At 48.7% G+C, this 22909-nt stretch carries 15 protein-coding genes; 12 read left to right on the top strand and 3 right to left on the bottom strand.

Annotated features, from left to right (window positions below; genetic code table 11):
• Positions 1 to 378: 378 nt before the first annotated feature.
• The 8 genes from BC343_RS28460 to soxC all read left to right on the top strand — a co-directional run bounded on the left by BC343_RS28460 (position 379) and on the right by soxC (position 12563).
• Complete coding sequence (locus BC343_RS28460) at positions 379 to 3513, top strand: SusC/RagA family TonB-linked outer membrane protein (protein WP_078351208.1); 3135 nt, start codon at positions 379 to 381, stop codon at positions 3511 to 3513.
• Between the two features lie 15 nt (positions 3514 to 3528).
• Entirely contained in the window at positions 3529 to 4884 is a 1356-nt protein-coding gene (locus tag BC343_RS28455; RefSeq protein WP_078351207.1) for a RagB/SusD family nutrient uptake outer membrane protein, read from the top strand.
• Between the two features lie 123 nt (positions 4885 to 5007).
• Positions 5008 to 6369 (top strand): hypothetical protein, encoded by a 1362-nt coding sequence (locus tag BC343_RS28450; RefSeq protein WP_078351206.1) that lies wholly within the window; start codon positions 5008 to 5010, stop codon positions 6367 to 6369.
• Between the two features lie 30 nt (positions 6370 to 6399).
• Positions 6400 to 8001, top strand: coding sequence for a hypothetical protein (locus tag BC343_RS28445; RefSeq protein ID WP_078351205.1), 1602 nt, complete (start codon positions 6400 to 6402; stop codon positions 7999 to 8001).
• The gene (locus BC343_RS28440) at positions 8001 to 9455 is read left to right on the top strand and encodes a phytoene desaturase family protein (RefSeq protein WP_078351204.1); all 1455 of its coding nucleotides are present in this window, start codon (positions 8001 to 8003) and stop codon (positions 9453 to 9455) included. Before BC343_RS28445 ends, BC343_RS28440 begins: the two co-directional genes overlap by 1 nt.
• Positions 9456 to 9471: 16 nt before the next feature.
• Positions 9472 to 10728: a YeiH family protein gene (locus BC343_RS28435; RefSeq protein WP_078351203.1), complete on the top strand. Its 1257-nt coding sequence runs from the start codon at positions 9472 to 9474 to the stop codon at positions 10726 to 10728.
• 15 nt (positions 10729 to 10743) lie between these two features.
• Positions 10744 to 11313: a c-type cytochrome gene (locus tag BC343_RS28430; RefSeq protein ID WP_238381892.1), complete on the top strand. Its 570-nt coding sequence runs from the start codon at positions 10744 to 10746 to the stop codon at positions 11311 to 11313.
• Between the two features lie 5 nt (positions 11314 to 11318).
• On the top strand, positions 11319 to 12563 hold the full coding sequence (gene soxC / locus BC343_RS28425; RefSeq protein ID WP_078351201.1) for a sulfite dehydrogenase: 1245 nt from the start codon (positions 11319 to 11321) through the stop codon (positions 12561 to 12563).
• Between the two features lie 42 nt (positions 12564 to 12605).
• Here the strand turns inward: soxC and BC343_RS28420 are convergent, their stop codons facing one another.
• The 3 genes from BC343_RS28420 to BC343_RS28410 all read right to left on the bottom strand — a co-directional run bounded on the left by BC343_RS28420 (position 12606) and on the right by BC343_RS28410 (position 16603).
• Positions 12606 to 13148 carry a carboxymuconolactone decarboxylase family protein gene (locus BC343_RS28420; RefSeq protein ID WP_078351200.1) on the bottom strand — a complete coding sequence of 181 codons (543 nt, stop codon included), beginning with the start codon at positions 13146 to 13148 and terminating at the stop codon, positions 12606 to 12608.
• 53 nt (positions 13149 to 13201) lie between these two features.
• The gene (locus BC343_RS28415; protein ID WP_078351199.1) at positions 13202 to 15523 is read right to left on the bottom strand and encodes a sensor histidine kinase; all 2322 of its coding nucleotides are present in this window, start codon (positions 15521 to 15523) and stop codon (positions 13202 to 13204) included.
• Between the two features lie 192 nt (positions 15524 to 15715).
• Positions 15716 to 16603, bottom strand: coding sequence for an alpha/beta fold hydrolase (locus BC343_RS28410; protein WP_078351198.1), 888 nt, complete (start codon positions 16601 to 16603; stop codon positions 15716 to 15718).
• 265 nt (positions 16604 to 16868) lie between these two features.
• Here BC343_RS28410 and BC343_RS28405 point away from each other — a divergent pair, with 265 nt between their 5' ends.
• The 4 genes from BC343_RS28405 (at position 16869) to BC343_RS28390 (ending at position 22897) form a co-directional block, all read left to right on the top strand.
• Positions 16869 to 17165, top strand: a complete 297-nt coding sequence (locus tag BC343_RS28405) for a putative quinol monooxygenase (protein ID WP_078351197.1) — start codon at positions 16869 to 16871, stop codon at positions 17163 to 17165.
• 229 nt (positions 17166 to 17394) lie between these two features.
• Positions 17395 to 19887, top strand: coding sequence for a tetratricopeptide repeat-containing sensor histidine kinase (locus tag BC343_RS28400; RefSeq protein ID WP_202909883.1), 2493 nt, complete (start codon positions 17395 to 17397; stop codon positions 19885 to 19887).
• Positions 19888 to 19900: 13 nt separating this feature from the next.
• On the top strand, positions 19901 to 21853 hold the full coding sequence (locus tag BC343_RS31750) for a sigma 54-interacting transcriptional regulator (RefSeq protein WP_078351196.1): 1953 nt from the start codon (positions 19901 to 19903) through the stop codon (positions 21851 to 21853).
• A 204-nt stretch (positions 21854 to 22057) separates the two neighbouring features.
• Positions 22058 to 22897 carry an alpha/beta hydrolase gene (locus BC343_RS28390; RefSeq protein ID WP_078351195.1) on the top strand — a complete coding sequence of 280 codons (840 nt, stop codon included), beginning with the start codon at positions 22058 to 22060 and terminating at the stop codon, positions 22895 to 22897.
• Positions 22898 to 22909: the final 12 nt, after the last annotated feature.

Below are 22909 nucleotides of genomic sequence, written 5' to 3'. Positions count from 1 at the left end.
TATGTTTGCCGCGTAGAAAAAAATACAGCAATGAGAGCCGCTTACTTTAAAGCAACACTTACTCCGGAATTTAACAACTGCAAGGCAGCCGCTGAACAGCGCATGGCTTGTTGTTGTTGCCCTTGCTGCTAACGCCGAATCCATTTTTCCGATATCCATAATATAACAGGTTGAGGCCTGCCCCGGGGAGGGGTGTGCACATCCTGCAACAATAACAAGCTACACCATGTGTTAAAATTATCCATCAAATAAAAAAACCGGCAAGGAAGCCTCGCCGGTCGTCAAAATGAAGTTTCGGTTACGTAACGCCAATCACTCACCGAAGTTCATTCCCCGGTTTCTGTCAACAATTATTATCAACATAAAACCTCGCTAAATATGCGAATATTTATACCTGTTGAGAAAATAATGGCATTAAAATATGCCCTTATTATGCTCCTGCTTGCCGCCCCGCTCATCGGGTTGGCCCAAACCGAACCACCCCCAACTATTAACTCTGTACTAAAAGGCCGCGTTTTTGATGCTGCTAACCGCGATGTACTGCCCGGCGCTACCGTGAGTATAAAAGGTACTACCCACGGTGTTACCACCAACAGCGAAGGCCGATTTGAATTTGTTACCGGTCAAAAATTCCCTTACACACTAATTGTAAAATTTATAGGCTACGAATCGCAGGAACTGGTAGTAAACGGCAGCCCTTTAGAAGTTTACCTGAAGCCATCGTCGCAAATACTGAATGATGTAGTTGTAGTTGGCTACGGTACCAAAACCCGTAAGGACCTCATCAGCGCGGTTGCTACTATAAAAGCAAACGATGTAAAGAATACCCCTGTAGCCGGTTTCGACGCGCAAATACAGGGTAAAGCCAGTGGCGTGCAAATAAACTCTAATACCGGCGTGCCCGGCGATGGTGTATTTGTACGTGTACGTGGTACCACATCAATTAACGCCAGTAACGACCCGCTTTATATTGTGGATGGTGTGTTTATGAACAACACCAGCCTGCAAACCGTAAATACCGGCGGCAGGGCCACATCGCCCATAGCGGATATTAACCCAAGCGATATCGAGAACATTGAGGTATTGAAAGATGCCAGTGCTACGGCCATCTACGGCTCGCGGGGTGCCAATGGTGTTGTTATAGTAACTACCAAGCGCGGTAACTTTAACGCCCGCCCAAAGGTGAGTTTTAATACTTTGCAAGGTGTTGCCTGGCAACCAAAGGGCGACCTGTGGCAACTAACCACCGGCCCCGAGCATGCCGAGATTGTGAACGAGTTTTACCGCAACTCTTATGCTGATGCGGTTGCAGCAGGCAATACCGCCGGGCAAAATACCTACCGTAATGTTCCCTTCCGTGCCTTAACGGATAACCCTACGCTTACCCCGGCACCACGTGGTTTACCATCAGAACAAAATACCTATGATAGATTGGATAAGATATTCCGCAACGGCAAATTGCAGAACTATGACCTCTCGTTAGAGGGCGGTTCTAAGGATACCAAGTATTACATTGGCGCGGGATATACCAAACAGGAAGCTGATATCAAACCGATAGACTTCAGTCGCGCCAGCCTTAAGGTAAACCTCGACCAGCGTGTGAGCGATAAAGTGCAGGTGGGTACCAGCAGCAGCATATCGCGTTCGTTGCGTACACAGGGCCGTGCGGGCGATGGGCCTGCCGGTGGTTTATTCCAGTCGGCTTTGCATACGCCAACTTACCTGCCCGAAACCAATGCCGACGGCACCCCCGCGCGTTACGCCGGTTTCGATAACCTGCAGGTACTGCTTGATAACTATAATGTACACACCACCAGCCTGCGCTACATAGGTAATTTGTATGCCGATGTAGAAATTATCAAAGGCTTAAAATTTCGCTCGAGCTGGAGTTTAGATTACGATAACTATAACGAATCGGAGTATTGGAATGATAAAACCCAATTGGGTGCTTCGCCAACCAACGGCTTAGGTACATCGGCCATAACCCAAAACAGTGCCTGGATAAACGAGCAAACACTAAATTACCACACCGTGTTCAATAAAAAACACACGCTGGATGTAGTGGTGGGTAATACGCTGCAAAGTAATATCATCAAGCTTACGTCGGCACAGGGTACGGGCTTCCCTAATAATGCCTATACCGATATTTCCTCGGCATCGGTGCGTACGGCCAACCAAACGTATACAAAGGCTAATTTATCGTCATATTTCTCGCGTATATCATACAATTACGCCAGCAAATATTATCTCGAAGTAAGCGGCAGGGCCGATGGTTCGTCTAAATTTGGAGCCAACAACCGCTGGGGCTATTTCCCCTCGGTAGGTGCTTCATGGCGTGCTAAGGAAGAAAGCTTCCTGCGCGACTATAACACCATTAGCGACCTTAAACTTCGCGCCAGCTACGGCGTAACCGGTAACCAGGCAGGCATCAATAACTTTGCCGCCCAGGGCCTCTGGAATGGCGGCGCGGGTTACCCCGACAATACCACCGGCGGCGATAAACCCGGTACCGCACCACAACAATTGGCCAACCCCAACCTGAAATGGGAGCGTACCGCGCAGGTGAATGCCGGTTTCGATATCGGTTTCCTCAACAACCGCCTCAACATCACCTTCGATGTTTACAACAAACAAACCAGCAACGTATTGCTGCAATTGCCCGTGCCATACATAACAGGCTACAGCACCTACAGCAGCAACGCCGGTAAAATAAGCAACAAGGGTTACGAGGTAGGCATCAATAGCACCAACATTAAAACCGCCAACTTTAGCTGGAGCAGCAGCTTCAATATATCGGGCAATACCAATAAAATTACCAGCCTGCCGGTACCTATTAACCAGTACAGCCGCGATTGGATACGCATGCAGCAGGGCTATTCCATGTACTCGTTCTGGCTGTATAAACAAACCAGTGTAGATCCGCAAACCGGTAACGCAGTGTTCGAGGATGTGAACAAGGATGGTACTATCACCGCTGCCGACAGGCAGATACTGGGCAGCGCCTTGCCTAAATTCTATGGAGGCTTAAGCAACAATATTACCTGGGGCAATTTTGATGCAGGGGTATTGTTCACCTTTCAGCAGGGTAACAAAGTGCTAAACCTTAACCGCTTTTTCGGCGAAGGCGGTGGTACCCGCGATGCTAACCGCGTGATATTTGCCAGCCAGCTAAAACGCTGGCAAAAACCGGGCGATGTTACCGATGTGCCCCGCTTAACGGCTTACGGCAACAACTACACGCTGGAACAAAACAGCCGCTTTTTAGAAGATGGCTCGTTCATTCGCCTAAAATCGTTAACGCTGGGCTATACCCTGCCTAAGAGCCTTACACAGAAGATAGACATACAATCGCTGCGTGTATACGTTGTTGGCAGCAACCTGCTGCTGTTCACCAAATACACCGGCCCCGACCCAGAGGCGAACGTAGGCGGCGGCCAAGCCGTGCAGGGGATAGACCTGGGCACACCGCCGCAGCCGCATACCGTACAGTTGGGCGTAAACATTACTTTATAACAGGAGGGCTTAGAGATGAACATATTAAAAAATACAAAATATATAGCCACGGCGGTGTTATTGGTAACACTGGTATCGTGCAACAAATTCCTGGATGTAAAGCCGGTAGATTCGGTGTCGGATGAGCAGACCATCTTCGATAAGTCGTCTGCCGAAACTGCCGTGCGCGGTGTGTACCGTGCGCTGGCGGCTGATAGCTATTACGGGGTAAGCTTCCCCTCGATAGGTTACCTTTCGGGAGATAATGTGCAGTGGACGGGCTCGCAATCTATCGTGCAGCAATTTATTGATCATAATGTAAAATCAGATAACGCAACTGTATCAAGCGTATGGCTGGCTATTTATACCACTATCAACAGGGCCAATTATGTAATTGCCAAGTTGCCCGAGGTGAACGATGCTACGCTGACCGCAGCCTACAAAAACCAGTTGTTGGGCGAGGCCTACTTTGTAAGAGCCTTAGCTTATTTCGACCTGGCACGTACATGGGGTGGGGTACAGATAGTAACCACGCCAACCTTATCGGCCAGCGATAAAAACGGCATAGCCCGGAGCACCGTTGAGCAAACCTACGCCCAGGTATTAAGCGACCTGAACACTGCCGAACCATTGCTGCCCGCACCTACTACGCCTAACCCTGTACGTGCCAATAAAGAAACCGTTTGGGCGCTGAAGGCAAGGTATTACCTCTACCAAAAAGATTGGGCGAATGCCGAGCTATATGCCTCGCAGGTGATAACCAAAACAGCTAACTATACCTTGCTGAAGCCTTATAGCGCCTGGTTCGCCAATAATGCGGTGGGTACTAAAGAGTCGGTTTTAGAGCTGGCTTATAGCGCTACTTATACCAATGGGCACCGCGGGCAATGGCAGCCGCCTGCTAACAGCGGCACCCGCCAATGGGCACCCAATACAGCACTACTTAACCTGCTTAACGACCCGCTGACCGGCGGCACCCGCAGCGCATTGGTAGCTAAAACAACTGCCGGTTTATGGTATGGCAACCTATACTACCGCAGCCCCGCTACCGACCCGGCCTATGTGCTGAGGATAGCCGAACTGTATTTGATACGCGCCGAAGCAAGGGCACAGCAAAATAAACTGGACGATGCCCGTGCTGACCTCAACCTCATCCGCGACCGCGCCGGGCTTGCCGTTACTACCGCTTTAACGCAAGACGATGTGCTGCTGGCCATTGAGAACGAAAACCGTTTAGAGTTTGCCTTAGAGGGGCACCGCTGGTTCGATTTGGTACGTACCGGAAGGGCAAGCGCTGTATTGGGCGTAACCAACGCGCAAAAGTTGGTGCTGCCTATACCAATAGACCAGATAACCGTTGACCCCGCGTTGACGCAAAATGCAGGATACTAAAATGGTTTGAAAAGGGCCATAGCCGGGTGACCGAGAGGATAGGTTGGGGTCCGCAAAACCTTCTACGGCAGTTCGAATCTGCCCCCGGCGTCTGTCAGGATATCAATTAAAAAAATAAATAACATGAACACATTAATTACAAACGATGCAAGCAAGTGGGAGGGCTACCAAAAGGTACTCTTCCGTTTCTTCGCCATTTACTTTTTGCTGCAGGCGCTTCCCTTAGATTGGAAGTTCTACGGCAACCTGTTCAGCATCAACTGGGCAAACCTTGGTTTTGGCGATATTTTTTACATCAGCCGCTACACGCCGCAATTTGTATCAGGCAGCAGCAACCCGGGCTGGGGCATTGGCACTTTTGCCGATTGGGCCTTGCTGGGCGTAATAGCCTTAATAGGCGCTATCGTGTGGACGGCCCGCGATAAAAATGCCGAAAACTACAACCGTCTTTACTATTGGCTACGGGTAATACTGCGTTATCGTTTAGCCATTGGTATCATCGCTTACGGCTTTATCAAATTCTTCCCGTTGCAGGCTCCGTACCCATCTATCAGTAACCTGAACACCGCGTATGGCGATTTCAACCGCTGGAAGTTGTTTTCGCTCAGCCTCGGCATCGTGCCCGGTTACGAATCGTTCTTGGGTTTGGTAGAGATCATAGCCGGTTTGTTATTGCTATTCCGCCGTACGGCTACTTTTGGTGCTTTTGCTGTGGTAGTATTTACCGGGAATGTTTTCTTCTCCAACCTTGCTTATGAGGGGGGCGAAACTGTGTACAGCCTTTACCTTATCACCATCGCATCGTTTTTATTGGTGTTTGATGCTTTGCGGCTTTACAAACTGGTTGCTTTGCGTGAGCCTACGGCTGCCAATACATTTAAAGTATCGTTGGCTAAGGGGCTACCAGCCAATGCCCGTTTGGCGCTGAAAACAGCCTTCATCTTCTTTTTTGTAGTGCTGTATGGCTATAAAACTTATGCCGCTTACCATCACGATGTTTACCAGTTCCCTAATACGGCAGCATTGCCCGGGGCAGCAGGTATATACAATGTGAGCCAATACCGCGTTAACGGCACCGATATCCCTTATGACGAGTATAGCCCTAACCGCTGGCAGGATGTAGTGTTCGAAAAATGGGGAACCATCAGCGTAAAATCGAACCAGGCTGTGGTGCCCGATACCGCCAATGCCGAGGAAGTTTACACCGCGAGCAATAAACGCAACTACGAGTTTAACGGTACCATTGGGCGCATTTATTACAACTACACGGTTGATACCACCACTAAGGTTTTAAAGCTGACAAGCCGCAACCTTAAAACGCCCGAGAGACTGACACTGCATTACACCCGCCCCGATAGCGCGACTATCGTGCTAAGCGGCGTGCGCGGCGCACAAGATTCGGTTTACGCGCAGCTTACCCGCATCAACAAAAAATATTTGCTTAAAGAGGCCTCGGTAGGCCGCAGCAAGGCGCTGAAGTTATAATATCATCAACCCCCGTAAAAGAAATTGGATATGCCATCAACTATCACCGAAGCTCCCGAAGCCATAAGCTTGCCGGAGCAGGCAGCTGCAAAACCTGCCGAAAATAAAAAAGAGGATAGCGCACTGCCACCATGGACAAGCACCGAGAAGGCGCTTTTCCGTGTAGCGTTCATCTTCTTCCTAATCATTACCATCCCGCTAAATGGCGAATGGTACGCCAATTTATTCGGCATTAATTGGCTGCATCTGCATTACCGCGACTTGTACGATGTGGCCCGTTTTTCGCCGACGCTATACAAATTCGACACGCCCGCCTATAACCTTTTAGGCTACATCGATTGGATTGAAGCCCTGCTGATAGGCATTGTAGGTGCCGCCATCTGGACAGCCGTTGACCGCAACAAAACCCGCGAATACAACAGATTGTACTACTGGCTGCGCGTAATTGTGCGTTACCGTGCGGGCATAGGCATCATCGGCTTTGGATTCACCAAGCTGCTGCCAACCCAAATGCCTTACCCATCCTTAGGTTTGCTGAATACCAACTTCGGCGATTTCACGGCGCAGAAAATATACTGGCTATCCATAGGTATTGTACCCTGGTACCAGGTTTTTGCAGGGGTAGTGGAACTGGCTGCAGGTGCGCTGTTATTCTTCAGGAAAACAACTACGCTGGGTGCCATACTGTTATTGGGCGCTTTGGGCGATATTACCTACGTAAACTTTGCCTATGATGGCGGCGTGCATGTGTATGCCTCGTACTTCGTGCTGTTTTCGGCATTCCTGATATTGTACGATGCCGTGCCTATTTATAACCTCATCATCCGCGAGAAATTTACTACGCCCTTTACCTGGTACCCAACCTTTAACCGCAAGTGGCAAATTGCGCGTTTCAGCCTGAAAACGGCTAACATCGCTATCTTTTTGGTGTTGCTATTTTACCTGCAATACATCAACTGGCGGTACGATCCATACAAGCAACCAGCCGTGAAAGGCGTAAGCATTTTGCGCGGTAATTATAAAGTGAGCGAGTTTAAACTGAACGGGCAAACCATCCCGTATTCTCCGCTCGATTCGGTAAGGTGGCGGGATGTTACTTTTGAAAACTGGAGCACGCTTACATTCAATGCCAATAAAGCGGTAAAGTTAGACCTATCTAACGGGGGCGGTGCCGCCATGCGCGATATTAACCGCACCTTCGAGCTTACCGGTACCGGCGGCGGAAAGCGCGTTTTTTATTACGATGCCGATACCGTTAATAAGGTGCTTTACCTGCAGGATAAATATGTAGATGCCCGGCCGAGAGGAAAAGGGGCGAAGGGCAAAAAGAAACCTGCCGATGCTGCCGTGGCAAGCTTTATCCCTGCCGAAGCGTTGGCCAACATTGGCGACGAGGATGCCAAGATAAACGCCGTTGCACGCTCTAACCGCCGCACCAAAGGTATTGCCTCCGAACTGAAAGATAAGCGCAAACGCAACCATATGGTGCTGCAATACACCGCCAATGCCGATGGTTCACAAGTTGTGCTAACCGGCAAGGACGAAAAGAAAAATGATGTTTATATTGTGCTCAACCGCGTTAACCGTAAATATCTGCTTCAGGATAGCAAACTGGTTGCCGGCGAATACTAATGGCTAACAAAACTTTAGATAAACGCGACTACGATGCGATAATAGTAGGCTCGGGCCCTAACGGGCTGGCTGCGGGCATATTATTACAGCAACAGGGGCTTTCGGTTTTATTGATAGAAGGAAAAAATACCATAGGTGGCGGTTTGCGTACCGAAGAATTAACCCTGCCGGGCTTCCTGCACGATGTATGTTCGGCCATACACCCGCTGGCAATTGGTTCGCCGTTTTTTGAGAAACTGCCGTTGGAGCAATATGGTTTAGAATACCTGCAACCCGAGGTAGCGGCTGCGCACCCTTTAGACGGTGGCACAGTCGCCATACTGAAAGGCAGCGTTGCCGAAACCGCCGCTTTATTGGGAGAAGATAAACAAAACTATACTACGCTGATCGATGGGCTGGTGAAAGCGTGGCCGGGACTGGCCCCTGACGTGCTCGGGCCGCTTTCCTTCCCGAAACACCCCATCGACCTGGCAAAGTTTGGTTTGAATGCGCTACTGCCCGCTACCCAACTGGCTAAAAAGTTTAAAACCGAAGAGGCCAAAGCGCTTTTTGCCGGGATGGCGGCACATAGTATACAGCCGCTCAGCAACTGGGCAACATCGGCCATTGCTATGGTGCTAATGGCCAACGGGCATTTAAAAGGCTGGCCGGTGCCCAAAGGTGGTTCGTTCAGTATAGCTAAAGCTTTGGCAGCATATTTTACCAGCCTTGGCGGGCAAATACAAACGGGCACTTACATTACTAAGTTAGAGCAATTACCATCGGCACATGCGGTTTTGTTTGATGTAACGCCTAAGCAATTATTGCAAATAGCAGGGCATAAATTTTCATCGCTATACAAATGGCAGTTAGGACGTTATCGCTATGGTATGGGCGTATTTAAGGTTGATTGGGCGCTGGATGATGCCATTCCATTCGCTGCAGAAGAAGTAAGGCAGGCAGGCACCGTACACATAGGGGGCACCCTGCGCGAAATTGCCGCTACCGAACAGCAAACGGCTAATGGTGCGCATCCTGATAAGCCTTTCGTATTACTGGCGCAGCAAAGCATTATTGATGCCAGTCGTGCGCCCGCGGGTAAGCACACCGCATGGGCCTATTGCCATGTGCCCAACGGCTCTAAAAAAGATATGAGCGAAATTATTGAGAAACAGGTGGAGCGTTTCGCCCCCGGTTTTCGCGAGCGCATCATTGGCAGGCATACATTTAATACACAGCAAATGGAAAGCTACAACCCCAACTATATTGGTGGGGATATTAACGGCGGCGTTATAGATATTGGCCAGTTGTTTACCCGCCCGGTACTGCGCAGGTCGCCTTACCGCACTTCGGCAAAGGGGCTTTATATCTGCTCGTCGTCAACCCCGCCGGGTGGTGGAGTACATGGTATGTGTGGTTATCATGCGGCTAAACGGGCACTCAACGATGTATTCAATATAAAACTGAAACAATAAAAACTAAATAAACACTATGTCAACCTCAAACACTAAACTTACCCTGCACGAAGATTGGGCAGTTGTAATTTTAGGCTCCCTCGTTATTTTACTGGCCATTGCAGGCTTGCTTATCCCCGTACCCACCTTTGGCTGGGCAAACGCTGCCGAATTAGGCTCTAAAGTTTTCGGTGCCGAAAACCTCGCCAAGATAGCGGCGCAGTTTGTGTTCGTATTTATTATTGGCACCGTTGGCGCACTTATTACGGGCAAATCGGTTAAAAATTACGCGTTAGGTTTCCCACTGGTATACATCATTACCATAGCCGCGCTCATTTTAGCCGGAAGCAAACAGGCAAAAGCCCTTAACTTAGAAGCCGTAATTTTTAGCCTGGTGCTTGGCCTTGCCATCAGCAACTTCATCAAACTGCCCGAATGGCTCAAAAGTTCGCTTTCTACCGAATTGTTTGTAAAAGTAGGGTTGGTGCTGCTGGGTACTTCGGTAATATTTTCGGATATCCTTAAAGCCGGTTCCTTAGGCTTGATACAGGCCTTACTGGTAGTAACATCGGTTTGGTATTTTGCCTTTTGGGTTTGCCGCAAGTTAAAGGTGGATGACGAGATGGCCATGATGATATCCAGCGCGGTGTCGATTTGCGGCGTGTCGGCGGCTATTGCCACTTCGGGAGCCATCAAAGGCGATTCTAAAAAGCTATCCTATGTAATATCCATGGTACTTATCACCGCGATCCCCATGATGATATTCATGCCCATCATTGCCAATTACTTCCATTTTAGCCAGGAGGTTACCGGTGCGTGGTTGGGCGGTAGTATTGATACTACGGGTGCTGTGGTGGCATCGGGTTCGCTGGTTGGCGAGGCAGCTTTAAAAATAAGCACCATCGTCAAGTTTTCGCAAAACGTATTGTTAGGCTTGGCGGCTTTTGCCATCTCTATTTATTGGACTTATACCAAACATCCGTCGGCAAATGATAAAGAAACCAAACCAACGCTGAAAGTAATTTGGGAACGCTTTCCCAAATTTGTGCTGGGTTTTGTGGGCGCATCGCTACTGTTTTCGTTCGTGGTAAGCCCGGAGAAAATTGGCTTTGTGAAAGATAGCCTGAAGAGTCTGCAGGGGCTATGGTTCGCGTTGGCATTTACCAGCATTGGCTTAGAAACCAACTTCGCCGACCTGTTCAATAAGAACAGCAAGAAGCCTTTATACGCATTTTTAATAGCGCAAACCTTTAACATCTTCGTTACACTAGGCATTGCCTGGGTATTGTTTTAAGACAGCATCATGAACATGGGTTTTAAACGGGCAGGCCTCGCAATTGCGGTGCTGCTGGCCACCGCTTTGGCCTTATATTTCATTTTCATACCTGCGCAAGGGGATTACCCCAAGAGCTTTGGCTTTGGCAAAACGGCTACTGCGGCAGATATAGCCACGGTTGACTTTGATATCCGCCCGGATGGAAAAGGGCTGCCGGCAGGAGAGGGGCGTGCCGATTCGGGCAGGGTTATTTATGTGGCTAAATGCGCGGCCTGCCACGGGGCAGATGGCAAAGAAATTAAGGGTGTAAAGTTACCGGGGCCGCCGCTGGTTACTTCAGCAAAAGGCAAGTCAAAAACCATAGGCAACTACTGGCCCTACGCTACCACATTGTTCGATTATGTGAAGAGGACAATGCCCTACAATGCGCCCGGCTCGTTAAGTAACGATGAGGTGTATGCCCTATCCGCTTACCTGCTTAGCGCCAATAAATTTATCAGCGAAAATACTGTAATGAATGCCCGAAGCCTGCCTAAAGTGGTGATGCCCGCCCGCGACTTATTCGTGCGCGACGACCGCAAAGGCGGCAACGAAGTAAAGTAAATGCCATGGAAGAGAACAAAGAAAATAAGGTGGATAAAACAGGCAAAATAAGCCGTAGGCAATTGTTAGGCGGTGCCCTGGCGGCTGCGGTATTGCCCGTGGCGTCATCATTTACCGGTTTGGTACAGGAAGAGGTGCCTCCCGTTGCGCCTGCCGACCCTACCAAAGTGCAGGGCATCCCACCCGGCAAAATAGGTACGCGTTCGCCTTTTGAGAACCCGGCGCGTAAGGCTTCGGATATATCCTCGCGCTCGCCTTTGCAGGATTTTTACAGCACCATCACCCCGTCCGACTTGCATTTTGAGCGGCACCATGCGGGTATCCCTAATATCGACCCGGAAAAATACGAGTTATTGATTCACGGCATGGTTGACCGCCCTATGAAGTTTAGCCTTGCCGACTTGAAGCGCTTCCCGGCGTTCACCCGAACCTGTTTCATTGAATGCGCAGGGAATTTCCGCAGGGGCAAAGCAGAGATGACACCGCAGGAAATATTGGGACTTACCAGCCAAAGCGAATGGACAGGCGTAATGCTCTCAACTTTGCTGCGCGAAGTAGGCGTACACCCCAAAGCCAAATGGTTTTTAGCCGAAGGAGGCGATGCAGCTTTGCTTACCAGAAGCATCCCGATAGAAAAGGCCTGGGACGATGCCATCATCGCCTACGGGCAAAACGGCGAGGCCATTCGTCCCGCACAGGGTTATCCTGCACGCCTTTTGCTTCCCGGTTGGGAGGGTAACACCAATGTGAAATGGCTGCGGCGAATAGAAATATCCGACCAGCCTTACTTCACGCGCGAAGAAACAAGCAAATACACCTACCCGGTAAACGGTAAGATCAGGATGTTCAGCTTTGAGATGGATGCGCGTTCTATCATCACCTATCCATCGTACCCGCAACAGGTGCAACGCGGCTGGATAGAGATACGCGGCATTGCCTGGAGTGGCAGGGGCAAGGTTACCAAGGTAGAGGTAAGCACCGATGCCGGCAAAACCTGGAACGATGCCAACCTGCAGGAACCGGTACTATCAAAAGCGCATACCTATTTCCGCCACCTGTGGCAATGGAACGGTGCCGAAACCGAAATACTCAGCCGCGTAACCGACGAAACGGGTTACATACAACCTACCCTAAAACAATTGGTTGATGCCCGCGGTGCCGATATTGGCGGCTACCACATGAACCCCATAACCTCATGGATCATAAAACGCAACGGGCAAGTACTGTTTAAGCCTGAGAAATATAAGTAGCCTTACCCGTTAGCCGGCACAATGAGCCTCGTTCCGGATGCCTTACACTTCAGGTGCCAACGGGAAATCTATAGGTATCTGCATCAGGCGGTAAGCGTAGTTGGTATAGCTCATTACGTTTACCAAAGTAAGCAGGTCTATAATGGCAGCTTCCTTAAAACCAAGAGCATAAAATTCATCAAGTAGTGCGCTGCCCACTTCGCCTTTATTATCGATAATAGATTTGGTTACCTTGTAAATTACCTGCCATTTGGCATCAGCATGTTTGCCTTTTCTCAGGGCAACGGTTTCGTCGCTGGTCCAACCTGCTTTTAGGGCAGATGCCGTGTGTGCGGCAAGGCAATACTCGCAGCCGTTTAGTTGCGATACAATGAGGAATATCCCCTCGCGGTCTTTAGCGTGGAATGTGCCTTTAGCCTGCTCGCCCGTATACTGCAGGTAAGAGGTGAGGGCATTTGGCGAGTGGCCGATAGCGGCATATAGGTTAGGCATATGGCCAAGCGTTTTACTGAAACGGGCATAAATGGGTTTTACCGATTCGGGCTCGGCGCCTTCTTCATAAACGGGTACGGTAAACGGTATCATAATGGTAGTGTTTTGGTAGCTGTAAAATTAGGTTATTTATCGCTGAAAGTTTATTAGGCTAACTCTGCTTCGGCCACGGATTCGGCAGTTTTACCTGTTAGTGCACTATGCTCTATTTTAAAGCTGATAGCTATGGTTACGCCGTTTTCGCCTTCCATAGCAAATGTGCCTTTTAGCTGGGCGGTTAAGCCTTTGATAAGCGTAAGCCCTAACGAATTACTGTTTACCGGGCTGAAACCCGCGGGCAACCCTATCCCGTTATCGCTTATCTGCATATCAATATTATCGCCGCTGCGGGTTACGCTTACCAATATCTGGCCGCTGCCATGGTTGGGGAAAGCGTATTTTAGCGCATTGGTAACGGCCTCGTTCAGTATAATGCCCAAAGGGATGGCCTGCGACACATCCAGCAAAATATCTTCTACGCGGCAACGGATGGCTATATCGGCCGCGTGTTTGTTCAGCGAGTTATCCAACGAATCAACCAATTCGGTAATGTATGGGAGTAGCTCTATCTCGGCAACCTTATCGTTATTATACAACTGGTTATGTATTAGCGCTATAGATTGCACCCGGTTCTGGCTTTCTAAAATGGCCTCCTGCGCGGTTTCGTTCTGCGTATAGCCCGATTGCGATTCCAGCAAACTCATTACAATTTGCAGGTTATTTTTTACCCGGTGGTTCACTTCGCGCAGCAGCAGGTCTTTCTCGTACAGCAGTCCGTCTTTATCATCAATAAGCTGCACTTTATCGCGCACCAGTTTTTGCAGGTCAACGTTTTGTTGGTCAATTTCGGCTTTCTGTTTCATCAGCAAGGCATTGCTGCGCATTTTAAGGCGGTAGCGGCTATAGATGAGCGCCGTGATAACCAGCAACAATACAATGCCGCCAATAGTAGCTTTTTGTATCAGCCGGTTACGTTTAAGCTGGTTATCTTTATTTACCGACTGCTCTTTCAGCGCCTGTATGTCGGTGTTCTTTTGATCGGTTTCGTTCTCTATCTGCAACATAGATACCTGGTAGGCCTTGGCCACATTATCAATCGAGTCTCTTATCCGGCGGGAGGCGAGGTAGTGCCCCAGTGCCGATTTGAAATCCCCCCTCAGCGAATCGAGCCTGTAGTAATAATTCTCTATCGATCGGATGCCTATGGGGTACTTGATAGCATAAACTATTTTGGCGTACTTATCGGCGTAAAAATAGGCCTCTTTTATTTGCCCGGTTTCTACATAGTACGATGTCAGGAAGTTATAGGCCGTCATGGCATTATTGTAGCTATCTTCAGGTATTTTGGCCAGCAGTTTTTTTACTTCCTGTGCATAAAATGCTGCCTTTGTAAACTGTTTGCCATAAACGTAGCTATCCAAAAAGCTCGACATTACCATCAGCCGGTTATGGTCGTCTACCGCGTATTTCTTCATTTCTTCCAGCAACGCGGCAGCTTCGGTAATTTTATTGGTACGGGCATACACATAAGCCGCCATAAAACAGGTGGTGTTAACGTAGCTCATATCGTTATAACGTTTAGCCACCTGCAAAGCTTTCGTAACATAGGGTAGTGCCCCCTTAAAATCTTTCATAGAGACGAAGGTTGCCGCAGTGCTGTAATTAATGCTGCAAAACGTAAGCGTAGTGTCCTTCGCGTCTGTAGCTGCCTTAATGGCCAACAGGTTGTATTTTAGCGCGCCGGGCAGGTCACCTATCTCGTTCAATGTTCTGCCTATAAGCCAGTAAACCCCCTGCACCGATTTGTTGCCGATAGCTTTATTGATGTTCAACGATTCGAGCAGTAATTTAATAGCATTGGTCTGTTGCCTGTCCAATAGCAGCAATTCGGCCTCGCCTTGCAACGCATTCTCCAGGCGGTAAAGGTTACCTGCTTTCCTGAAAATAGCGGTGGCCTTGTTGTAGTAGGCTATGCGTTTATGCAGGCCATCAGGGTCGGTAATGGGGTAGTGCTGGCCAATAATGGTGTATGCGTCGGCTATGCCTATGGGGTTATTCATTTTTTGCGCATAAGCCAGCGCTTGCTGTGCCATTTTAAGTCCGGCGTCGGCCGCGCCCTGCCTGTTTTGGCTGAGTGCTGCTAACAGCAGGGCATTAATAAGGCCCTCCGGGTAAGCCAGTTTTCGGCTCTGTTTCTCGGCTTGTGCCGCAATAACTATGGCCGAATCGATTGTTTTTTGTGTAGTGTTGGGTTGCTGCAGCATGGCGCGGCCCAGGCCTATCTGCAAACAGAGTTTAGCGGTATCGGTTTTTGCTTCGGCCAATTGCTTTTTTAATACCGGCAGGGGCAGGTCTTCGGCGGGGGTATTTTGCGCAAATAGCGCAATGGGCAGCAATAGTAAAATAAGGATGAGGTAGCGTTTTTTCATATAGCTTAAAAGGTTATGGTTATTGGTAAAAGCCTTAAAGGCTTCATTAACATGCTCTAAGCCAAATTTAGGAGCAGTATAACCGGCTTGTTTATCAGAAAACTAATAGCTGCTATAAGCAGGCTTATAGTTACTTCAACATGCCCCCCTAGCTAAAAATAACAGCAACCTCACCCGGTAATAGGTTAGCTATCAGCCCAGCTTTTGGAAGAAAGTGCGAATCAATCCTGCTACCTCCAAACCATATTCTTCCAGCAGGAAATGCCCGCCATCAAACAGATGCACCTCGGCATCGGGCAGAACGGTTTTATAGGCCAGCGCACCGGGGCCATGGAATATCTTGTCGTTTGCGCCCCAGGTAATTAATGCCGGTGGTTGGTACTCGCGCAGGTATTGCTGCCACTCGGGGTATAGCGGGAAGTTGCTGCTGTAATTATCAAAAAGTATTTTTTGTATGGCGCGGATGCCGGGGTTTTCAAAAAACAGGTGGTCCATTAAATAGCTGTCGGGGCTTACGGCGTCGGGGTCGGCAGTGCCAAAAACGTATTGCTCTTTTATGCCTTCTACCGACATCATATAGTTTATTGCCTCATCCAACCCGTCTACGCCACCTGCTGCAGCCATAGCGCCAATGGCCTGCACATCGGGGCCCAACCCTTCCATAAAAGCATTGGCGTTTTGTATGACAAGGGCCTTTACCAGTTTGGGCCTGCGGGTGGCTATCCTGAAACCGATGGGGCCGCCGTAATCCTGCATGTACAGGCTAACTTCTGTTAAGCCAAGGCTGTCTATAAAAGCTTCCATCACTTCAGATAAATGGGCAAAGCTGTATTCGAAACCCTCCGGAGCCGGGGCGCTGCTATGCCCGAAGCCGGGATAATCGGGCGCTATGAGGTGAAAATCGGCAGATAACCAATTGATGAGGTTGCGGAACATGTGCGATGACGAGGGGAAGCCATGCAGCAGCAAAAGGGTGGGTTTGGCCGGGTCGCCGGCCTCGCGGTAAAAAATGTTTACCGGGCCAATGGCTGCGCTACGGTAATGTATGCGTTGTTGGGTTTGAGTGTTTTCGGTTTGCATAATGTTTTATGTTAGAATAAAGGCTGGCGGATGCCGCTCCCTCGCAAGCCAAAATTAGCCCTATAACATTGCCGCGCTTATTAGTTTAATAGTAAGTGCTATTGCTTTTCTGATAGATGGCTTACCCGTCCATCAGTTTTGTGATAACACCTATAAGCCAACTTATTTATTTAATAATCACCAGGTACCGAGATTTGAAATGGATTAACAGGCTCCCCGGCAAAAGCCTTGACGCCTATCCTAAACAAAACTTAACACTATAACCATGAACGACAAACGTATTTATGTATTTGCCAAATGGCAGGTGAAAGATGGGCAGGCCGACAAAGTAATATTCCTGCTTAAACGTGTGGCCCAAAAAAGTTGGGAAGAAGAAGGCAACCTTTGCTACAAAATAAACCGCTGCAGTACCGATGATAATACCATTATACTGTTTGAAGGCTACAGCAACGAGGCCTCGCAAAAACGCCACCAGGAGTCGCCTTATTTCAGGCAATTGGTATTGGGCCGCATACTGCCGCTGTTAGAAAAACGCGAAGTGATCATGACAACGCCCATTTAGCTATTCGTATTATTTTACAGGCTATTGCCGATGAAAAACAGACCTAAAATACCGCTACAGAACATAACTGCCCAACACGAGGGGAACAGGCACAGTCCGGTTCCCCTTTTGCGCTTTCAACAACCCGCAACTGATGGCGGGCACGCGCCGGTGTTGTATGCCGGTATAATGCGGCGTGTTTGTTATATTCGTTTTTCTGCTATATACCTGTAACCTTAAACCATTGGGTATGCCGCTTACATGCAATTACCGTTCGCTTAAATTATTCGGTATGGCTTTAGGGGCTATGCTATTGTTGGCGTTTATGAGCCTAACAGCATTTGCCCAAACCAACAAAAGCGGCTACCCCGATGTGGCCCGGCAACGCCTGCTCATACGTATCACCGCGCAATATATACACACCATAAGCCAGGGGCAGGTTGATATGGATAGTGCCGTACGCATCCCCTGCAAGCTTTACGGGCTTAGCCCGTTGTTGGCCTATAACGAAGGCTATAGCAACGGCACACCATCGGCAGGCAGTAAGCTGATAGATGCAGGCAAAATAGCCGAAGCACGCATGCTGCTGGCCAAAACACAAGGCGCGCCAAGGTTGCAACTGCTTGCCGAACTTGGCGCCTATTTGCTTTTTAAGCCCGGTGTTGATGACACCGATATTGCCGAAGCAACAAAGTACATCAACGAGGCCGTACTACTTAGCGGCGGAGCATTTGATGTATGGCGTTTAGAGAGCAGTACGCTTAAAGCCCAACTACTGGCCCAAACCGGGCACGACGATGAAAGCCGGAAACTATTTGAGGACGTAGTAAAACAGGCCAGCCAAATGCGCAGCAAAAATGCTTACGCGCGTGCACTTTTAAACGCAGGCCAGGCTTTGCACTATGGCGACCCGGCCAGGCTAAAGTATTTTGAAGATGCCTTGCGTGTTAACAGGCAAACAGGCAATAAACCCGGCGAGATAGAGGCACTGTCGCTGGTTAATATAGAATATTTTGTTGCCAAACGTTATGATGTTGCCGAACGTATGCTGGTTGATGTGGTAAAGTTGGCGCGAGGTATTAAGTTTACCCAGCAGCAATACCCTTACGATGGTTTGGCCTACCTTGCCTACCGCAACGGGCACCTTACACAATCGTTAGAGTATTCTAACAAAAGCCTCGAAAGCCTCCGCTCTAAACCCGATTCGGCCTTGCTGAGCTTTTTTTATACCCGTAAGGCCTTGTTGTTAGAGCGTTTGATGAAACAGGAAGAAGCTTTGCTTTGGTACGATAAAGCACTTGCCGCCATTACGCCCGAGGTAAGTATGTTTTGGTTTAGGCCGGTAGTGGGCAAGGTATCTGTACTGAATATACTTGGCAAGCCGGCCAAAGCGCTGCAGTTGCTTAACCAATTCACCAGTAAGCGCCCGCCAACCAGCTATTTCGAGAAAATGCATATTGCCTATTTAACGGGGCGCATAAACGAGGACCTGAAGCGGTATCCTCTTGCCGAAGAGAATTACAACACATTTTTGGCAATGGCCGCTAATTTCCCCAAAGAGTATATGCACGATGAGTTTCCGAGTGTGTATGCTCAGATATCCGGTTTTTACCGCGTTATAGGCAATACCAAGCGTGCTCGCGAGCTGCTCGAAATAGCAAAGGAGTATACATCCGACCAAAACATGCAGGGCACGGGCAATTATTACCATAACTTATTTAAAATAGATTCGACGGAGAAGAGGTATCTCCCGGCCATTCGCGACCTGCAAAAAAGTTATGATATTATAGATTCGGTTTACAGTTACGACCAGATAAAAAAGACCCGCGAACTGCTGATAAAATACGAGGCCGAAAAAAAGGATAACGATATAAAACTGCTCAATACCAAAAACCAGGTAGCGCAGCTAACCGCAGCCGAAGCAAACAGAACAAAAAACCGCACCCTGGCCGGATCGGTGCTGCTGGGTATCATTATAGTGCTGCTTATTTGGATGTATATTATTAAGCGAAACGCCAACCGTAAACTGGAGGCCAATCAGCGCGAGCTCGACCAAAAGAATACGTATTTGGAAAGTATAAATACCGATAAAGACAAATTGCTAAAAGAGAAGGAATGGTTGTTGAAAGAGGTTCACCACCGGGTAAAAAACAACCTGCAAATGGTTACAGGCTTGCTGCTGTCGCAATCGGTTTACCTGAAGGATAAGGCTTCGGTAATGGCTATAAAGGATAGCCTGAGGCGGATGCAGGCCATATCCATCATCCATCAAAAGCTTTACCAGGACGAGAATACCGATACCATTGCTATGCCCGAATATTTTGCCGACCTGGTGCGCTACCTGCACGAAAGTTTTGATGCCGGCAACCAGATAATTTTTAAGCAGGATATTGAGGAAATAGACCTCGATGTATCGCAAGCTATACCTTTGGGCTTAATTGTAACCGAAAGTATAGTAAATGCAATAAAATATGCTTTTTTGCATAGCGAGCGCGGCGTGGTAGATATAAGCCTGAAACGCGATGGCGAAACGCACCTGGTGCTTAAGGTATCTGATAACGGCACAGGCTTGCCCGAAGGCATAGAGGCAAGCGAAAATAGTTCGTTGGGGCTGGGGCTGATACAGGGGCTGGCAAAACAGCTAAACGGAGATTTTAAGATAGAAAATAACAACGGCGTGCATATAACAGTTAAATTTAGGGTGTTTAGCCGCGAGCAGGGGCAGGGGCAGGGGCTGCCTTAAAACATTAGTATAAATGAGCAAAAAGATACTTATTGTTGAGGATGAATTTATTGTAGCTAATGCGCTGCGGCTTATTTTGGTGCAGGCGGGCTACACGGTAACGGGTATTGCTGCATCTGCCGAGGAAGCCGACCATAGCCTGCAGCGCGAAAAGGCCGATTTGGTACTGCTGGACATCAGGCTGAGCGGCAAAAGCACCGGTATAGATCTGGCTCGGAAACTGAGAGGCGCCAACATAGCCTTTATTTACCTCTCGGCAAATTCCAGCCAAAAGGTATTGGAAGAAGCCAAGGCGACTGAGCCTTATGGTTTTTTGGTTAAGCCCTTCCGCGAGAAGGACCTGCTGGTTACTTTAGATATTGCCTGGTACCGCCACAAGCATAGCCTGGAAACCCGCCTGCGGCAAGAAGAACTTTTGCAGACCCAGCTACAGGCCATAAGCGAAGGAAAGCTGAGTGCCGAGCAAAAATTATTGAACGCAGCGCAATTGGTTCAGTCGCTTTTACCCTTTGATCTTATTGTATCATCGTCTACATCGGGTGGTGGCAAACCATCAAACATTGGCTACCTGCGCACGGGTTTTAACGAGTACCAGCTTATTGGCGATAAAGAGATAAGCGCCATTACAGGCTTGCAGGGTAAGGATATTGCCTTTGCCATAGAGGAGCTGAATACCGGCGGCGATGCCCTGATATTGAATAACGGCGGGCTTAAGTCGGGCTCGTTCGGCAACCAGCCGCAGGGTATTTTGTTCGATTATTTTAAGATAGAATCGTATATGGCCTACCCTATAGTGGCCAGCAATGGTAATACTGTTAACTACTTTTTTTACAGCCGGCAGCGCAATTTTTACGGCCCCTGCAATGTGAATTTGCTTAACCGCTTAAAAGCGCAGCTCACCAATATTACCGATACGCTTTTTCAATACGAACGCTCCGTGGCCTGGACGGCACCCAAACCCACTATGCCGAGCGATGATGCCGGGCACCGCTCAAAATTCAAAAACATTATTGGCGATCACCCATTGCTGCTGGCCGCATTAGACCTTATTGCCCAGGTTGCCCTTTACAATACTTCGGTGTTGATACTTGGAGAAAGCGGAACGGGCAAAGAAAGCGCTGCTTTGGCCATACACGAACTTTCGCCCCGTAAAAACGAGCCTTTTATAAAAGTGAATTGCGCCGCCATACCCGCAACACTTATCGAGTCGGAATTATTCGGGCACGAAAAAGGGGCCTTTACCGGGGCCTTCGAGAAGCGTAAGGGCAAGTTCGAACTGGCGGATGGGGGCACCATCTTTCTGGATGAAATAGGCGAATTACAGCCCGATATGCAGGTGAAATTGCTGAGGGTATTGCAGGAAAAAGAAATAGAGTATGTGGGCGGCCATCAGTCAAAAAAAGTGGATGTGCGCATTGTAGCCGCTACCAACCGTAATTTGGAGAAGGAGGTGGCGGCAGGTAATTTCAGGCTCGATCTGTATTACCGCCTTAACGTATTCCCCATAACGTTACCACCGCTGCGCGAACGTAAAACCGATATAACCGCGCTGGCCGACTTTTTTGGCCAGAAGTTTTGTAAAGAGTTTGGGAAAGAATTTCTCGGGATATCCGATACCATGCTGGAAGAAATGTATGCCTACAACTGGCCGGGCAACATCCGCGAATTGGAAAACACCCTCGAACGTTCGGTTATCCTGAACGATGGCAAATGCCGCTTAGAACTGAAACGAAGCCTTAATGTGATAGCCCCCGAGACATCCTCAAAGGTGAATATAGGTAACCTAAGCGATGTAAAACAAGTACAGCAAGATACCGAGCGCGATTACATTATATCGGTATTGAAGCGCGCCAACGGGCGCATACGCGGCGAAAATGGCGCTGCCGAATTGCTCAACCTCAAGCCCACCACTCTCGAATCGCGCATGGCTAAACTGGGTATCCGTAAAGAAGATTTCTGTAGTTAAGCATAGCTCTAATAACGCCCTGCCTCCGAAGCTTACGGAGTTTATAAATTACGCCTCCGAAATTTTCGGAGGCATTTGTTTTTTAGGGATATTGGTAAAAAGTAGAATTGATTTTAACTTATTGATTTATAGTACATTGTGTGATTGTTCCCATTGGCGATGCGTGATGGTTTTGTTTGGCACGCTTTTACGCTCTGTAAGAGTATGCAAACAACAACCAACCTTAAAACATCATCATTTACCGGTGCCGATGGTGTGCGTATTTTTTACCGCAACTGGCGCGTAGAGGGTAAACCAAAAGCGCTGGTACTTATCGTACACGGGCTAAATTCGCACAGTGCGTATTACGACCAATTCGCCCTGCAACTCAACGAGCATCAATACGAGGCTTACGCGCTCGACCTCAGGGGGCGCGGCCGGTCGAACGGGGAGCGGTATTATATAGCCGACTACCATGATGTAAGTAAGGACATTGACCAATTCTACAACATTGCTGTAGCCGCACATCGTAATGTACCTGTGTTTTTGTACGGGCATAGTGCAGGCGGCGTGTTCGCTTCGGTGTTTGCTGCCGATAACCAGAGCAAGCTGCGCGGGCTTATTTGCGCAAGTTTTGCCTTCCGCATACCCGCCCCGGCCTTTGCTGTGGCCTTTATTAAACTGCTTAGCTATATTATTCCGCATGCTAAGTTGGTGAAGTTGAAAAACGAAGATTTTTCGCGCGACCAGGCGGTAACCGACAGGCTGAACAATGATCCATTAATGGAGAACGAGGTTCAGCCCAATAAAACCATGCAGCAGCTTTTTGCCGCTTCAAAATACCTGGAGGCGCAGATTCCGCAAATAAAATTGCCCTTGCTGATACTCCACGGCACTGCCGATAAAGCCACCAAGCCCGAGGGAAGCCAATATTTCATGGAGCACGCCGCATCGGCCGATAAGCAACTGAAATTATACGAAGGGCATTACCATGATCTGCTGAACGACAAATACAACGGCATTGTAGTGCGCGACATTATTAACTGGCTGGACGAAAGAGCCTGAAAATTATACCAT

Origin of the sequence: Mucilaginibacter pedocola, assembly GCF_002013915.1 — a bacterium.
In the GTDB taxonomy this organism is placed as follows: domain Bacteria; phylum Bacteroidota; class Bacteroidia; order Sphingobacteriales; family Sphingobacteriaceae; genus Mucilaginibacter; species Mucilaginibacter pedocola.
The sequence above is the reverse complement of the archived record's forward strand: the minus strand, read 5'-3'. Positions and strand labels throughout refer to the sequence as shown.

Coding starts and splice junctions, on each gene's coding strand:
- BC343_RS31750 (WP_078351196.1), top strand. CDS start 19,901: ATGAGCAAAAAGATACTTATTGTTGAGGATGAATTTATTGTAGCTAAT.
- BC343_RS28455 (WP_078351207.1), top strand. CDS start 3,529: ATGAACATATTAAAAAATACAAAATATATAGCCACGGCGGTGTTATTG.
- BC343_RS28415 (WP_078351199.1), bottom strand. CDS start 15,523: ATGAAAAAACGCTACCTCATCCTTATTTTACTATTGCTGCCCATTGCG.
- BC343_RS28445 (WP_078351205.1), top strand. CDS start 6,400: ATGCCATCAACTATCACCGAAGCTCCCGAAGCCATAAGCTTGCCGGAG.
- BC343_RS28410 (WP_078351198.1), bottom strand. CDS start 16,603: ATGCAAACCGAAAACACTCAAACCCAACAACGCATACATTACCGTAGC.
- BC343_RS28435 (WP_078351203.1), top strand. CDS start 9,472: ATGTCAACCTCAAACACTAAACTTACCCTGCACGAAGATTGGGCAGTT.
- BC343_RS28430 (WP_238381892.1), top strand. CDS start 10,744: ATGGGTTTTAAACGGGCAGGCCTCGCAATTGCGGTGCTGCTGGCCACC.
- BC343_RS28400 (WP_202909883.1), top strand. CDS start 17,395: ATGCCGCTTACATGCAATTACCGTTCGCTTAAATTATTCGGTATGGCT.
- soxC (WP_078351201.1), top strand. CDS start 11,319: ATGGAAGAGAACAAAGAAAATAAGGTGGATAAAACAGGCAAAATAAGC.
- BC343_RS28420 (WP_078351200.1), bottom strand. CDS start 13,148: ATGATACCGTTTACCGTACCCGTTTATGAAGAAGGCGCCGAGCCCGAA.
- BC343_RS28460 (WP_078351208.1), top strand. CDS start 379: ATGCGAATATTTATACCTGTTGAGAAAATAATGGCATTAAAATATGCC.
- BC343_RS28450 (WP_078351206.1), top strand. CDS start 5,008: ATGAACACATTAATTACAAACGATGCAAGCAAGTGGGAGGGCTACCAA.
- BC343_RS28405 (WP_078351197.1), top strand. CDS start 16,869: ATGAACGACAAACGTATTTATGTATTTGCCAAATGGCAGGTGAAAGAT.
- BC343_RS28390 (WP_078351195.1), top strand. CDS start 22,058: ATGCAAACAACAACCAACCTTAAAACATCATCATTTACCGGTGCCGAT.
- BC343_RS28440 (WP_078351204.1), top strand. CDS start 8,001: ATGGCTAACAAAACTTTAGATAAACGCGACTACGATGCGATAATAGTA.